15 protein-coding genes are annotated in these 12,715 nt (G+C 64.2%); 8 read left to right on the top strand and 7 right to left on the bottom strand.

Annotated features, from left to right (window positions below; genetic code table 11):
- Positions 1-180: 180 nt before the first annotated feature.
- Positions 181-522 (bottom strand): hypothetical protein, encoded by a 342-nt coding sequence (locus FJ980_RS26805; RefSeq protein ID WP_140546690.1) that lies wholly within the window; start codon positions 520-522, stop codon positions 181-183.
- A 268-nt stretch (positions 523-790) separates the two neighbouring features.
- On the opposite strand from FJ980_RS26805, the gene FJ980_RS26810 reads away from it, so the two are divergent.
- Together FJ980_RS26810 and FJ980_RS26815 are read left to right on the top strand one after the other, a co-directional pair.
- Positions 791-1,717, top strand: coding sequence for an ABC transporter ATP-binding protein (locus FJ980_RS26810; RefSeq protein WP_140546691.1), 927 nt, complete (start codon positions 791-793; stop codon positions 1,715-1,717).
- Entirely contained in the window at positions 1,714-2,493 is a 780-nt protein-coding gene (locus tag FJ980_RS26815; RefSeq protein WP_140546692.1) for an ABC transporter permease, read from the top strand. Before FJ980_RS26810 ends, FJ980_RS26815 begins: the two co-directional genes overlap by 4 nt.
- Positions 2,494-2,524: 31 nt before the next feature.
- Here FJ980_RS26815 and FJ980_RS26820 read toward each other — a convergent pair whose 3' ends face one another.
- From FJ980_RS26820 to FJ980_RS26835, 4 genes are all read right to left on the bottom strand, one after another.
- Positions 2,525-3,232, bottom strand: a complete 708-nt coding sequence (locus FJ980_RS26820) for a DUF2807 domain-containing protein (protein ID WP_140546693.1) — start codon at positions 3,230-3,232, stop codon at positions 2,525-2,527.
- 34 nt (positions 3,233-3,266) lie between these two features.
- The gene (locus FJ980_RS26825; RefSeq protein WP_140546694.1) at positions 3,267-3,833 is read right to left on the bottom strand and encodes a DUF1700 domain-containing protein; all 567 of its coding nucleotides are present in this window, start codon (positions 3,831-3,833) and stop codon (positions 3,267-3,269) included.
- Positions 3,830-4,156 carry a PadR family transcriptional regulator gene (locus FJ980_RS26830; protein ID WP_140546695.1) on the bottom strand — a complete coding sequence of 109 codons (327 nt, stop codon included), beginning with the start codon at positions 4,154-4,156 and terminating at the stop codon, positions 3,830-3,832. The genes FJ980_RS26825 and FJ980_RS26830 overlap by 4 nt, the downstream gene beginning before the upstream one ends.
- Before the next feature lie 182 nt (positions 4,157-4,338).
- Positions 4,339-5,376: a phosphatidylglycerol lysyltransferase domain-containing protein gene (locus tag FJ980_RS26835; protein ID WP_140546696.1), complete on the bottom strand. Its 1,038-nt coding sequence runs from the start codon at positions 5,374-5,376 to the stop codon at positions 4,339-4,341.
- A 230-nt stretch (positions 5,377-5,606) separates the two neighbouring features.
- Between FJ980_RS26835 and FJ980_RS26840 the strand changes: the two genes are divergently transcribed.
- Together FJ980_RS26840 and FJ980_RS26845 are read left to right on the top strand one after the other, a co-directional pair.
- Positions 5,607-6,098 (top strand): MarR family transcriptional regulator, encoded by a 492-nt coding sequence (locus FJ980_RS26840; RefSeq protein WP_140546697.1) that lies wholly within the window; start codon positions 5,607-5,609, stop codon positions 6,096-6,098.
- Positions 6,095-6,775, top strand: a complete 681-nt coding sequence (locus tag FJ980_RS26845; protein ID WP_140546698.1) for a GNAT family N-acetyltransferase — start codon at positions 6,095-6,097, stop codon at positions 6,773-6,775. Before FJ980_RS26840 ends, FJ980_RS26845 begins: the two co-directional genes overlap by 4 nt.
- Before the next feature lie 272 nt (positions 6,776-7,047).
- On the opposite strand, the gene FJ980_RS26850 is transcribed toward FJ980_RS26845, so the two are convergent.
- A complete protein-coding gene (locus FJ980_RS26850) occupies positions 7,048-9,045 on the bottom strand; it encodes a PhoX family phosphatase (RefSeq protein ID WP_140546699.1) in 1,998 nt (665 codons plus the stop codon).
- A gap of 252 nt (positions 9,046-9,297) precedes the next feature.
- On the opposite strand from FJ980_RS26850, the gene FJ980_RS26855 reads away from it, so the two are divergent.
- Genes FJ980_RS26855 through FJ980_RS26865 form a run of 3 tightly spaced genes read left to right on the top strand, consistent with a single transcriptional unit; the run spans position 9,298 to position 10,622 of the window.
- Positions 9,298-9,636: a hypothetical protein gene (locus FJ980_RS26855; RefSeq protein WP_140546700.1), complete on the top strand. Its 339-nt coding sequence runs from the start codon at positions 9,298-9,300 to the stop codon at positions 9,634-9,636.
- An 18-nt stretch (positions 9,637-9,654) separates the two neighbouring features.
- Positions 9,655-10,356 carry a phosphatase PAP2 family protein gene (locus FJ980_RS26860; RefSeq protein WP_140546701.1) on the top strand — a complete coding sequence of 234 codons (702 nt, stop codon included), beginning with the start codon at positions 9,655-9,657 and terminating at the stop codon, positions 10,354-10,356.
- On the top strand, positions 10,353-10,622 hold the full coding sequence (locus FJ980_RS26865) for a helix-turn-helix transcriptional regulator (RefSeq protein WP_140546702.1): 270 nt from the start codon (positions 10,353-10,355) through the stop codon (positions 10,620-10,622). The genes FJ980_RS26860 and FJ980_RS26865 overlap by 4 nt, the downstream gene beginning before the upstream one ends.
- Before the next feature lie 153 nt (positions 10,623-10,775).
- On the opposite strand, the gene FJ980_RS26870 is transcribed toward FJ980_RS26865, so the two are convergent.
- On the bottom strand, positions 10,776-11,630 hold the full coding sequence (locus FJ980_RS26870; RefSeq protein ID WP_140546703.1) for an SMP-30/gluconolactonase/LRE family protein: 855 nt from the start codon (positions 11,628-11,630) through the stop codon (positions 10,776-10,778).
- A 113-nt stretch (positions 11,631-11,743) separates the two neighbouring features.
- Between FJ980_RS26870 and FJ980_RS26875 the strand changes: the two genes are divergently transcribed.
- The gene (locus tag FJ980_RS26875) at positions 11,744-12,529 is read left to right on the top strand and encodes a helix-turn-helix transcriptional regulator (RefSeq protein WP_140546704.1); all 786 of its coding nucleotides are present in this window, start codon (positions 11,744-11,746) and stop codon (positions 12,527-12,529) included.
- Positions 12,530-12,715 lie beyond the last annotated feature (186 nt).

Consider the following 12,715-nt stretch of genomic DNA (forward strand, 5'->3'; position numbering starts at 1 on the left):
GGGTCTGCGCGCGTCGCTTCGCTCCTTGCTCCGCCCGTGGATGACGAGGTTGGGAAGCTTCCGCCAATCCCCGGCGTCTGCACTGATTTCACGGAAAGGAACGGTGAAAATATTGCCGGCCGACAAGCGACAACTTAACCGCTTGCGATTAGATCGGAGCCTTGATGAGGGCGCTCACAATCACTTCTGCTTAAACTGTGCTGTCTTCAGAGCTGTTTCCAGCGACACGTCTGTGTTCTCGACAGTTTCTTCAATCGGCGGTCCAACCCGGATCGCGTCGCCAGGTGGAAGAGTAAACGTTGGGGCCGCGTCGTTGACCCTGTTCACGACCCAAAAAAGAAGCGTCATGACGGCGATGTACGCCGCGAGGGAAATCAGCAAGCCAGAGATTCCGTAGGTGCGTGCTATCCAATGCGCGGTCGACAAGCCGAAGGCCATAACGGAAAACCCGGCAAAGATCAGGCCGTAAAGAATGCCAACCAGACCTCTGCGAAACGGATAGCTCTGTGCGAATTTGAACATGCCCCAATAGTGCGGCGACACAATTGCAAATTTCTCAAGCGCCTATTTAAAGTTGAACCATTTGGAACAGGTCGGATAGACGCGGCGCCGACAGCTCGCGCAGTCTCCGATCGATCTCATTCATCCCGTCGCAGGGCATTTCTCTACGCAACCGGGGAGAAAGACGCCCTCCCTGTCCAGAACTGTCAGCAGCAGCGGCGATTCACAGTTGCACCGGGCGGCATCCGACCTATATGAGATCACCTTTTCCAGCCGGCCGTATTTCAGCATGTCATCCATCATCTCGATCTCCGGTGTCACGAAAACCTATGCCACCGGCTTCAAGGCGCTGAAGGAAATCAATCTCGACATCGAGCGCGGCGAGATCTTCGCGCTGCTCGGGCCGAACGGCGCCGGCAAGACGACGCTGATCTCGATCGTCTGCGGCATCGTCAACCGCTCTTCCGGCACCGTCACCGTGGACGGCCACGACATCGGCCGGGACTACCGCGCCGCGCGCAGCCTGATCGGGCTGGTGCCGCAGGAGCTTACCATCGACGCTTTCGAGACGGTCTGGGCGACGGTGAACTACAGCCGCGGCCTGTTCGGCAAGGCGCCCAACGCGGCCTTCGTCGAAAAAGTGCTGCGCGACCTCTCGCTGTGGGACAAGAAGGATTCCAGAGCGATCACGCTGTCGGGCGGCATGAAGCGCCGGCTGATGATCGCCAAGGCGCTGTCGCACGAGCCCCGCGTGCTGTTCCTCGACGAGCCGACGGCCGGTGTCGACGTCGAATTGCGCCAGGACATGTGGGCGATGGTGCGGCGCCTGCGCGAGGACGGCGTCACCATCATCCTCACCACGCATTACATCGAAGAGGCCGAGGCGATGGCCGACCGCGTCGGCGTCATCAACAAGGGCGAGATCATCCTGGTCGAGGGCAAGGCCGAGCTGATGCGCAAGCTCGGCCGCAAGCAGATGAATCTGGAGCTGCGCGCGCCGCTCGCCGCCGTTCCAGACGGCCTGTCGCACTATTCATTGGAGCTGTCGGACGACGGCAACCAGCTCACCTACACCTATGACAACCAGAGCGACCGTCCGGGCGTCGCCTCGCTGATCCGCGACCTCGAGGCGGCCGGCGTCCAGTTCCGCGACCTCGACACCAAGAACAGCTCGCTCGAAGAGATCTTCGTCAATCTTCTGAGGCAAGAGCCATGAACCTGCGCGCTGCCCCCAATTTTCGTGCAGTATGGGCGATCTACCGGGTCGAGATGGCGCGCGCCTTCCGCACGGTGCTGCAGAGCATCATCTCGCCGGTCATCTCGACATCGCTCTATTTCGTCGTCTTCGGCTCGGCCATCGGCTCGCGCATCACCGAGATCGACGGCATCGCCTACGGCGCCTTCATCGTGCCGGGGTTGATGATGCTGTCGCTGTTGACGCAATCGATCTCCAACGCCTCCTTCGCCATCTATTTCCCGAAATTCGTCGGCTCGATCTACGAGCTTTTGTCGGCGCCGGTGTCCTACCTGGAAATCATCATCGCCTATGTCGGGGGTGCTGCGACCAAGTCGGTCATGCTCGGCCTGATCATCCTGGCCACGGCGGCGCTTTTCGTGCCGCTCAGGATCGAGCACCCATTCTGGATGATTGCCTTCCTGGTGCTGACCGCGGTGACCTTCAGCCTGTTCGGCTTCATCATCGGCATCTGGGCAAAGACCTTCGAGCAGCTGCAGCTGGTGCCGCTGCTCATCGTCACGCCGCTCACCTTCCTCGGCGGCAGCTTCTATTCGATCCACATGCTGCCCGGCATCTGGAAGACGATCACGCTGTTCAACCCGGTCGTCTACCTGATCAGCGGGTTCCGCTGGAGTTTTTACGGCAAGGCCGACGTCTCGGTCGGCGTCAGCCTCGGCATGACGGTGATGTTCTTGGCGATCTGCATCGCGATCGTCGCGTGGATCTTCAAGACGGGCTATCGGTTGAGGAACTGAACAGGGCTCAGTCGCCGCAGAGCCTTTGTTTTTACGGCACCTGTGTGATGCTGCCGCTGCCCCGCACCTGCGAACGCCGCATGGTCGGGTGCCCGTAGACATCGACGTCGCCGCTACCGGAAATCGAGACATCCGCATCCGCCTGCGCGGTGATCTCGGCATCGCCGCTGCCGCGGATATCGACCTTAGCGGATTGCGCGGTCAGGTTTTTGAGGCGCCCGTCGCCTGAACCGGAAATCTTGAGGTCGACGGTCTGAGCCGTTCCGGCGGCGGTGATGCTGCCGCTGCCGCGGATGTCCAGCCGCAGCGCGGGCTGGTTGATCTCGTCCAGGGCGAGATCGCCGCTGCCGATTATCTTCCAGTCCGTTATCGCAGGCCCCGACAGGGTGACGTCGACGCGGTTGTTGAACCAGCCCGGATCGCAGTCCAGGCTGAGCTTGCTGCCTTCCATCCGCACATGGTCGACCAGGACCGATTCGCCGCTGACGACGGCTTGCGCCACGTCTCCCGGCCGGTAGCGCACCGCTGCCGGAACGGCGATGGTGAAACCATCGCCAGCGCTGAACGGCAGCGTGACCTGTTTCGTCGTGGAGGTGGACTTTCCGCAGGTGGATTGCCCGCCGATCCACGAGCCGCCGGCATAGATCCAGTCCGGCCCGGAAAGCCCGATGCCAAGCGCCAGAAAGACGATTGCGCCGGTCAGCCCCGCTGTCGCGACGAATGCCAGTTTTCCAGTCATTGTGCGGTTCCTTCCACGTGATGACAAACAAAGCTCAGGCGCGATCGCGGTCAGGTCGCGCCAGACGCGAATGCAGCCTGGCGTAGCGCCCGACGACCCGTAGGCCGGCGCTGAACCCGAGCAACAGCAAGGCGCCGCCGCCGATGAAGCCGCTCACCAGCCCGGCGCCGATGAAGAGGCGGCCGAGCACGGCGGTGAGCGTTCCGGCAGGATCGAACAGCAGCGTCGTGAGGATGATCTTGATGCCCAGCGCGCCGATGGCGACAAGCGTGATGCCAAGCCCGATGCCAAGGATGATCGCGGTGAGCAGAAGCGGCAGCAGCAGGACGAGATCGACGAAGGCAAGACCGGCAAGCGCGAGTGTCGCCCCCAGCATGTTGGACATGCTCCAATGCGCCTCGAAGCGGCGCAGCCCGGCCTCGGCGCGCAGCTCGCGGGCGAGCCTGGCCGGATCGCCCAGCGCCGCCGCGACCTCCGCTTCGCCGCGGCCGGAAGCATCAGCGAAATGGGAGCTATAGTCGCCGACTATGTCGTCGATCTCGTGCGCCGGCAGGCCGGCCAGCCCCTGTCTCAGCGTCTGCAGGAAAGCGTCCTTGGTCATGGCAGATCCTCGAGAATTTTGTCGATCGCGCCGACGAGCGAGCGCCAATCGCGGCGATGCGCTTCGAACGCCTTCTGTCCTAGCGGCGAGAGCCGGTAATATTTGCGGGGCGGTCCGTTGCTCGACTCCGCGATGCGGGTGGCGACCAGGCCGTCATTCTGCATGCGGCGCATCAGCGGGTAGATCGTGCCTTCCCCCATGCCGACCGCGGCGACCAGCTGGCTGGCGATTTCGTAGCCATAGCTTTCACCCCGCGACAGCACGGCCAGCACGCACAGGTCGAGCGCGCCTTTTCGCAATTGCACCTGGATCGAGTCGGTCATGTCGCATTCCGGTTCACCGGACAGCTTGGTTCCCGGTTTACAAAACAGATATAGCAAGCTACCTGTTTATGCAAGATACCGGTTGATGCAGCTTACCGAGCAAGAAAAACTGCCATGATCCAGCCATGGCTCATTCGGCTGGGCGCAGGAGTGTCCGGGATTGCCCGGAAAACCAAGCGTGTTCAGATCGCCTTGATCAACCGCAGCAGGCCCAGCATTTCCACGAAAGTCCCTTTGCGGAACGCGATATAGGTCGGCTCCTCGACGCCGTGGAAGCGGCGCTTGAAGGCCGCCTGGCCCTGCAGGTTGAAGCGCGAGCGGTTGACCCAGGGCGAGTTGTAGGCGCGCTGGAAGGTGCTGCGCCAGAAGCCCGATTCGGCGAAGCCGCTCGGCTCGATGTCGAGCAGCGGCGAGAGCCCGAGCGTCACCTCCGACACGCCCTCCTCGCGAAAGCGGTCGACGGCGAATTTGGTCAGGCCGATCTCGGCATGTGGCGTCGCGTCGACCTGCTTGCGCTTGAAGGAGGTGGTGTAGCCGATGACCTTGCCGTCGCGAAACAACGGGTCGAAATCGAGGATGGCGAGAAGCCGGCCTTCAGGGCCGTGCAGGAGGAAGCGGCGCATGTCGGCGCCGATCTCTTCGGAAAAACGACGGTTGAGGAAACCCATTTCCCAGCGCTTGATGATGCGCTCTTTGCGCCAGTCGGCGGAAAGCTGCTTGATCTCGTCCTGCAGCCCGTCGCCCCTGTCCTCGGCGAGGGTAAAACCCTTCTTCGTCAGCCAGCGCTCGGAATAGCGCACGGTCTCGTTGCGCTTGCCGGAAAAATCATGCGCAGGCAGCGGCAGCCTGGTGTCGATGCCGAGGCGATTGATCTGGTAGCCGAGGCCGGCGAGCACCTTGGCCGTGTCGGCGCCGACCTGGACGAACCAGGGGCTGCCGGCAGCCTCGACGAAGCGCTTGATATAGGCCGGACGGTCGGCCGGGTCTGCCACCGGATCGCCAAGCGCGAAAAGACGGCTCATCTTGGTGCCGAAGGCGATGTAGCCGTCGCCATCGCTGAAATAGGACAGTTTCTGCTGCACGGCCGTCGAATAGGCGAGCGAGAAATCGCCGTAACGGCGCACCAGCGCCAGGCGTTCGTCGTCCGCCAGGTCGCGTCGCGGGACCTTGGGTGCCACGGCATCGAGAAGCCTGTCGAAATAGATGCGCAGGGGCGCCATGAGCTCCGCGTGCCAAGAATGGATGACCTGCCCCCTCAGGTCGCGAATCGCCGGCGCGGCCGATTGCGGTCACGTCGCGCCAGCGCGATATAGGATGCAATTGGCGGCGAATGAAGGGGAAATGTCCGAAAGCGTCCGTATCGTCCATCGGAAACGCGCCACGCGCGTGTAGGGCTTGATATTTCCATTCAATGTTATATATCAAGTTATGAATATGGGCGAATGGTGCTATGGAAGACGTCCTTCGATCCCTCGGCTTTCTCTGCCTCGGCAGCCGGATGAAACGAATAGGCGAGCAGTTGCAGGCCGATACGCAGCGCGTGCTCGACCGCCTGGAGGTGCGCATCCAGTCGAGTCAGTACCCGCTGCTCGCCGCGCTCGACAGGTTGGGTCCGCTGCCGGTCGGAGAGCTGGCGCTATCCCTCGGCGTCGCGCAACCGGGCGTGACGCGCAGCGCGACGCTGCTTGCCGAGCTGGGGCTGGTCGAGGTCAACCCTTCGAATGACGACCAGCGGCGCAGGATCGTTTCGCTGAGCCGCAACGGCCGGCGGCTGGTCGACCAGGCGAAGCGGGAGATCTGGCCGAGCATCGAAAATGCCGTAGCGGGTCTATGCGCCGATCTTTCCGGGCCGCTGCTCGGCCAGCTTGCCGCCATCGAGGATCGTCTGGCCGCGACGCCGCTCGATCGTCGCGCCGAAAACACCAGGGTGGCCGCGTCGTGAAACATCTTCTCGACCGCCCCATCTGGAGCGCGCTTACGACGCGGCACCAGGCTCTCGCCGAAGGGGGTGAGCTGGCGAGGCGATATCGCCCGTCGATCGTTCCTTTCGCGGCCACCGCAGCCGACGATGCGGACAGCCTGCGGGCGCTGGCCAGGCTTCTCCCACCGGGCGAAGCCGCCGTGCTGGTCCAGGCGGACGAGATCGCCTTGCCGCCGCAAATTTCCGCTGTTTCGACGGCGACGCTGGTGCAGATGATCGCCGAGCAGCCGATGCCGGCGACACCAGACGGGCGCATCCGGCAGCTGATGAAAGACGACGCAGCGGAAATGCTGGCGCTCGCGTTGCTCACCAAGCCCGGTCCCTTCACGCTGGAGGCGCTGAGCCTCGGCGATTTCTGGGGCATCAGGATCGACGGCCGGCTGGCGGCGATGGCCGGCGAGCGCATGAAGCAGCCTGGCTGCAGCGAGCTCAGCGGCGTGTGCACGCATCCGGACTTTCGCGGCCGCGGTCTTGCCAGCCTGCTGTCAACGTTCGTCGCCGGCCGGATCGCAGCACGCGGCGAGGTACCATACCTGCACGCCTATGAAAGCAATGCCGCGGCGACCGGACTCTACGAATCGATCGGCTTCCGTTTGAGAAGCAGGATGAACATGGCCATGGTTCAACGCGCCGAATAAGCACTGGCAGCGGATGTCTCTCGCTTCGTCATCCACGGGCGGAGCGAGGAGCGTAGCGACGAAGCGCAGACCCGAGGATCCATTCCGTGACATGCGAGCGTCGCAACGGTGCAGAATTCTGCTCCGCTGCGCCCTGCGATCGCAGTCACGGCATGGATTCCAGGGTCTACGCGACGGAGCTTCGCTCCTGCTCCGCCCTGGAATGACGACGTCGGGGAGGGCGTTAGCCAATCCCCAACGTCGAGCTGTCGGTCCGTGCTACCCCTAGCGCGTCACACCGCGATCTTGCCGCCGCCCTGCTTCGTGATGGCAACGACGGACGGCCGCACCGGCATGTCCGGCTTGAAATCCGGCCAGCGGGTCGACGGGTCCTCGTAATAGGACGGGCGGCCAAAACCTTCCCAGTCCTCGCCGCCGTCGCCCGGATGCTGGACGGCGACGAAAGCGGTCTGGTCGTCCGGCGAAAACAGCGGGCCGCACATTTCGGCGCCGATCGGCACGCGGAAGAACAGTTTCGACGTTGCCCGCGCGTCACCCTCGGTATCGACCGCCCAGAGACCGTCGGTGCGGCCGGTGGCCTTCGGGCCCTGGCCGTCGGTGGCGACCCACAGGCGCCCGGCGGAATCGACGGTGCAATTGTCAGGCATGCCGAACCAGCCATGGGCGGTGGTCGCGGTCGAGAAGGTGGCGCCGACATCGGCAACGGAAGGATCGCCGCATTTCAACAGCACTTCCCATTTGCCCTTGGTGGCGGCGAAATCGCCGCCGTCCTCGACGATTTCGATGATGTGGCCGAAAGCGTTGTCGGCGCGCGGATTGGCGGCGTCGACCTGCTCGGACTTGCGCTTGGAATTGTTGGTCAGCATGACATAGACCTTGCCGTTGCCGGCATTGGGCTGGATATCCTCCGGCCGGTCCATCTTGGTGGCGCCGAGCAGGTCGGCGGCGCGGCGCGTCTCGATGAGAACGTCGGCCTGGGAAGCAAAGCCGTTCTCGGCCGTCAGCGGGCCTTGACCGAAAACGATCGGCATCCATTCGACCGAGCCGTCCTCGGCGAATTTGGCCACATGCAACGTGCCGTCGTCGAGCAGGTCCAAGTTGGCGGCGCGGTCGTTCGGGTTGAAAATCCCCTTGGTGACGAATTTGTAGACATAGTCGAAGCGCTCGTCGTCGCCGAGATAGAAGACGACGCGGCCGTCCTTGGCGACGATCGATTCGGCGCCCTCATGCTTGAAGCGGCCCATGGCGGTGCGCTTCCTCGGCACGGAGTTGGGATCGTTGACGTCGACCTCGACGATCCAGCCGAAACGATTGGGCTCGTTCGGCTCCTTGGCGAGGTTGAAGCGGTCGTGATGCGTGCCCCACTCATAGGCGCCTTCCGGAATGCCGAGGCGCTTGTAATTGGCGGCTTCGCTGTGGCCCTCCGGCAATTCGCCCGAGAAATAGCCGTGGATGTTCTCCTCGGCCATCACATAGGTGCCCCAGGGCGTGACGCCGCCGGCGCAATTGTTGAGGGTGCCGATGACCTTGGTACCGGACGGGTCCGCATTGGTCTTGACGCGGTCATGGCCCGCCACCGGGCCGGAGAGCGCCATCTCGGTGGTGGACATGATGCGGCGGTTGAGCTTGCCGTCGCGCACCACTTGCCATTTGCCCTCTTGCTTGCGGATCTCGACGATGGTGCCGCCATGCGCGGCCATCTCGACATCGACCTGCTCCTTCGAGAGCGGCGCCACCTCGGCCTTCTTCTTGCCGTCCTTCTCGACGACCGAGACGATGCCGGGGAACATCAGATGCGGGTTGGTGTATTCGTGGTTGACGACCAAAAGGCCGTGCTCGGCCGAGCCGTCGATCGGAATATAGCCGACATAGTCGTTGTTGTAGCCGAACTGTCTTGCCTGGGCTTCGGCCGACTGCTTCAGCGGATCGAAGTCGGGGGAATCGGCAAACAGCGGATCGCCCCAGCGCAACAGCACGTCGGCGTCATAGCCGGGCGCGACATGGTGCTTGTCGTCGATGCCGGCTTCGAGCTCGTCGAACTTGAAGGCCGAAGCTTCAGCGGCGCGCGCCTCGTCGGCCGCGACCAGCGCCAGCGGGCTGACGGTGGCGGCGATGGCCGACACGGCCAGCGAACCCATGAGAAAGCCGCGGCGCGAGAAACGCGCGGCGATGATCTCGCCCATGGTGCGGTTGTCGGTCGGGTTGACCGGAGGGCCGTCATTTTCCTCGAGCTGGCTGGTGCGGAAACGGGTCTCAGGGGTCACGGTCATGAGTTTGTCCTCGGGCTTCTTGAGTGGCTGGGGATCTTGACCTTTCGACCCCTAAAGCGCGCCGATCACATTTTCGTGACACTGCCGTGATTGAACCGCAATAGTTGTTTGCCGGCTCGCGGCGGCTTTTGCGACACCCGGCTTCGGTCCCTTGAGCGCCTGCGCTCCGCTGCGGTCGGCTTGACGACATCGCCCGCTTCGGAAACAAGGGCTGGCCGGCGTGGCGACGGCGTTTCAAAAAGGGACGGCAAGGTGAGCTTCTGGGGACTGGCGCAACTCGGCATTTCGACCGTGATATTCCTGCTGGCGGCGACGGCGGCCAAGCAATGGGGCATGGCGCCGAGCTTGGCCAAGCTCCTTTTGACGCTGGCGCTCTACTCGGCCGGCAATCTGATCATGCTGAGGCTGGTGCGCGAGTTCGGCATGTCGGTATCGTTCAGCCTGTCGGCGGTGATCCAGCTCGTCGCAGTCAATGTCGTGGCGCTCGCCTTCTTCGGCGAGCGGCTCAATGCCTTGCAGGCGACCGGTGTGGTGCTGGCGATCGCCGCCGTCGCGCTGATCACGCTCGGGCCCTATATGCAGCGGCTGTAGCTGGACCCGAGGGCCCGAATGAAATCGACCGCCAACGCGCTCCTCAACAGGTTGGAATTCCCGGTGCTCGTGGCTGGGCTGGTGATCGCCGGCGGGCTGTGGGGCCTGGTGGAACTCATGGAGGTGGCGCGCGCCACGACGCCGCATGCCTTCGATACGGAGATCCTGCTCGCCTTCCGCCACGCCGGGCAGCCGGACAGCCCGATCGGCCCGTACTGGCTGGAGGGCGCGGTGCGCGACATCACCGCGCTGGGCAGCACCGCCGTGCTGGCGCTGATCACGACGGCGACGATCGTCTATCTGCTCCTGATCCGCAGACCCTCGACAGCCCTGTTCATGTTCGCGGCCGTCGCCGGCGGGCAAGCGCTCTCCAGCCTGCTCAAGCTCGAGGTCGACCGGCCGCGGCCCGATCTCGTCTCGCATCTCGTCACCGAGACCTCGCTCTCATTCCCCAGCGGGCATGCCATGCTGTCGGCCGTGACCTATCTGACGCTCGGTTCCTTGGCGGCCCGCTTCCTGCCGGACCGGACGACCAAGGTCTTCGTGCTCGGCCTCGCCGTGCTCACCACCGTGCTGGTCGGCGCCAGCCGCGTCTATCTCGGCGTGCATTGGCCCTCCGACGTGCTTGCGGGCTGGTGCGCGGGCTTTGCCTGGGCCATGCTGTGCTGGCTCGCGGCGCGCCTGCTGCAGCGACGCAAAGTGGTAGCCGACAGCGATTGACCGATGCCGCACAGATGCGCGCCGCGCGGGCGTTGACGGGCATCGACCAGAAGACGCTGGCCGAGCGCGCCGGAGTCTCGCTGCCGACGATCCAGCGCATGGAAGCGAGCGGCGGCGTCGTCAGGGGCGTGGTCGACACCCTGATGAAGGTCATCCAGGCGCTCGACGAGGTCGGCGTGGAGCTGATTGGCGAAAACCAGGCCAGCGAGCGCGGCGGCCGGGGCGTGCGCCTCAAGGCCACCGCGGCGCAGAACCCGCAAGGCTGAGCCGGCAAGCCGAAATGCGGGATGCTGGCGAGACAGCACCGGCGAGTGGCGAAAGCCGCGCAACATCCGATCTCCCGCTTGTGGGGGAGATGGCCGGCAGGCCAGAGGGGGGCGCTGTCCCGCCGGCGTTTCAAGGCTTCTCCGCCGCATGGCTCAATCCAGCGATAGCGCGACGACCTCGCCTTCGCCCATCAGCGGCACGAAGATGCGCTTGCCGTCTGTGCCGATGTCGGCGCTGCCCGGCTTGAACTGCGCCACGGCAGTGGGTGCGCCGCCGGGCTTGTAGCCGTAGAGCGTGCCGGTCATGTAGGCGGTGGCGTAGATGGTGTCGCCGATGGCGACGACGCCGTCGAGATCGGCGAATTTTTGGGCGCCCGGCAGCGGCGCGACCTTCCTGGTGGCGAGGTCGACCGACAGCAATCCGCCCGGCTCGGCGGTGCTGAAATCGGTCTTGTCGATGCCCTTGCCCCAGGACGCGACGATCAACCTGTCGCCATCGGCAAAGACGCCGTTCGGCGAGGCGAGCAGCGCATCCTTGACGAACAGCTCCGGTCGGTCGCCGTCGATGCGGTATATCGTGTCGGCCAGCATGTCGCTGACATAGACCTTGCCGGCGCTGTCGGCAGTCATGTCGTTGAGAAACACAGCGCCCGGCACATCGATGGTCTCGACCAGTCTGCCGCTGGCGAGATCGACGACGCGCACCTTGGTGATGTCGGCGGCGTAGAGCCTGCCGCCGGCGATCGCCATGCCCTTGGGCGCGTCCATGCCGTCCACCCAGTGGCGAGAGACGACCTTGCCGTCCATCGACAAGAGCGACAGGTAGCCATTGCCGTCCACCGCGCCGGGATTGCCGACGATGTTGGAGACGACGATGCGGTTGTGGGCGGCATCGACAAGCGCGGATTCCGGCTGCTCGAAGCCGGTGGCCCGCCAGAGCTCGCCGGCCTGTGCGACGGACACAGCGCCGATGGCGGCGAAGACGGTTGAAGCGAGAAGGTGTTTCATGGGTGCTCTCCGGTGATGACGGCAGAGAGCTAGGATTTTCGATACTTTCCTGGAAGCCGGAACGAGACCAGTATCGCAGTTCAATACGAATTCGCGCGAACGAGGTGCATTCCATGAACGGTCCGATCTTCGAGGCGCTGAAACGGACGTTGAAGGCCAAGGGCCTGACCTATCGGACGCTGGCCGAGCGCATGGGCATTTCCGAGCCGACGGTGAAGCGCATCTTCCATGAGAAGAACTGCAAGCTCGACCGGCTGATGGAGATTTGCGCCGCGGCCGATGTCGAGCTGGAGAACGTGCTCGGCGCGATGAACCGCGGGCCGGGTCCGGCCAACCGCGTCGCGCCGGGGATCGAGCACCGGCTGGCGGCGCGGCCGGCGCTGCTCTTCGTCTTCGTCATGCTGTCGGAGAAGTTCACAGCTGAAGGCATCATGCGCTCGCAAGGCCTGAGCGAAGCTTCGATGTTCCTCTACCTGCGCGACCTCGAGGAGCTCGGGCTGGTGGCGCTGGGGCGCGGCCTGTCGGCAAGGCTGCTCGTCGAGACGCCGATCCAATGGGATTTCGAAGGTCCGCTGAAGCCCCATTTCGAGGTGACCAACAAGAACTTCATCGGCTGGGCGATCGACCATATGGAACAGGGCGCGACCTTCATCAGCTTTTCCAGGCGCATGCGGCCGCAAACGGCGGAAATGCTGCGGCGCGAGGCCGAGGAGCTGGCCGAACGCGCCAGGCTGCTTGCCCATCACGACCAGCACACCACGCCCGAGGACGAGCTCACGGGCTACAAATGGACCTTTGCCTTCGGAGCGACGCCCTTTCCCGCGATCATGCCGATCGGCCCGCATCCGAGGGATGCGGGGGCCAGGGCGGCGAAGGAGAAACGGGCGTTGCCGGCGTAGCTCTGCCCCTTCTCCCCTTGTGGGAGAAGGTGTCGCCGAAGGCGACGGATGAGGGGTGTTCCAGGGAATGAGACGCCGGCGACTAACGAGCGTGTTAGCCAAGCTGGAGCACCCCTCATCCGTCTCGGCGCTGCGCGCCGATCCACCTTCTCCCACAAGGGGCTAGCGTGCGCACACATTTGCTTC

This window comes from Mesorhizobium sp. B1-1-5, assembly GCF_006443065.1.
Lineage (GTDB): Bacteria > Pseudomonadota > Alphaproteobacteria > Rhizobiales > Rhizobiaceae > Mesorhizobium.

Coding starts and splice junctions, on each gene's coding strand:
- FJ980_RS26805 (WP_140546690.1), bottom strand. CDS start 522: ATGTTCAAATTCGCACAGAGCTATCCGTTTCGCAGAGGTCTGGTTGGC.
- FJ980_RS26810 (WP_140546691.1), top strand. CDS start 791: ATGTCATCCATCATCTCGATCTCCGGTGTCACGAAAACCTATGCCACC.
- FJ980_RS26815 (WP_140546692.1), top strand. CDS start 1,714: ATGAACCTGCGCGCTGCCCCCAATTTTCGTGCAGTATGGGCGATCTAC.
- FJ980_RS26820 (WP_140546693.1), bottom strand. CDS start 3,232: ATGACTGGAAAACTGGCATTCGTCGCGACAGCGGGGCTGACCGGCGCA.
- FJ980_RS26825 (WP_140546694.1), bottom strand. CDS start 3,833: ATGACCAAGGACGCTTTCCTGCAGACGCTGAGACAGGGGCTGGCCGGC.
- FJ980_RS26830 (WP_140546695.1), bottom strand. CDS start 4,156: ATGACCGACTCGATCCAGGTGCAATTGCGAAAAGGCGCGCTCGACCTG.
- FJ980_RS26835 (WP_140546696.1), bottom strand. CDS start 5,376: ATGGCGCCCCTGCGCATCTATTTCGACAGGCTTCTCGATGCCGTGGCA.
- FJ980_RS26840 (WP_140546697.1), top strand. CDS start 5,607: ATGGAAGACGTCCTTCGATCCCTCGGCTTTCTCTGCCTCGGCAGCCGG.
- FJ980_RS26850 (WP_140546699.1), bottom strand. CDS start 9,045: ATGACCGTGACCCCTGAGACCCGTTTCCGCACCAGCCAGCTCGAGGAA.
- FJ980_RS26860 (WP_140546701.1), top strand. CDS start 9,655: ATGAAATCGACCGCCAACGCGCTCCTCAACAGGTTGGAATTCCCGGTG.
- FJ980_RS26870 (WP_140546703.1), bottom strand. CDS start 11,630: ATGAAACACCTTCTCGCTTCAACCGTCTTCGCCGCCATCGGCGCTGTG.
- FJ980_RS26875 (WP_140546704.1), top strand. CDS start 11,744: ATGAACGGTCCGATCTTCGAGGCGCTGAAACGGACGTTGAAGGCCAAG.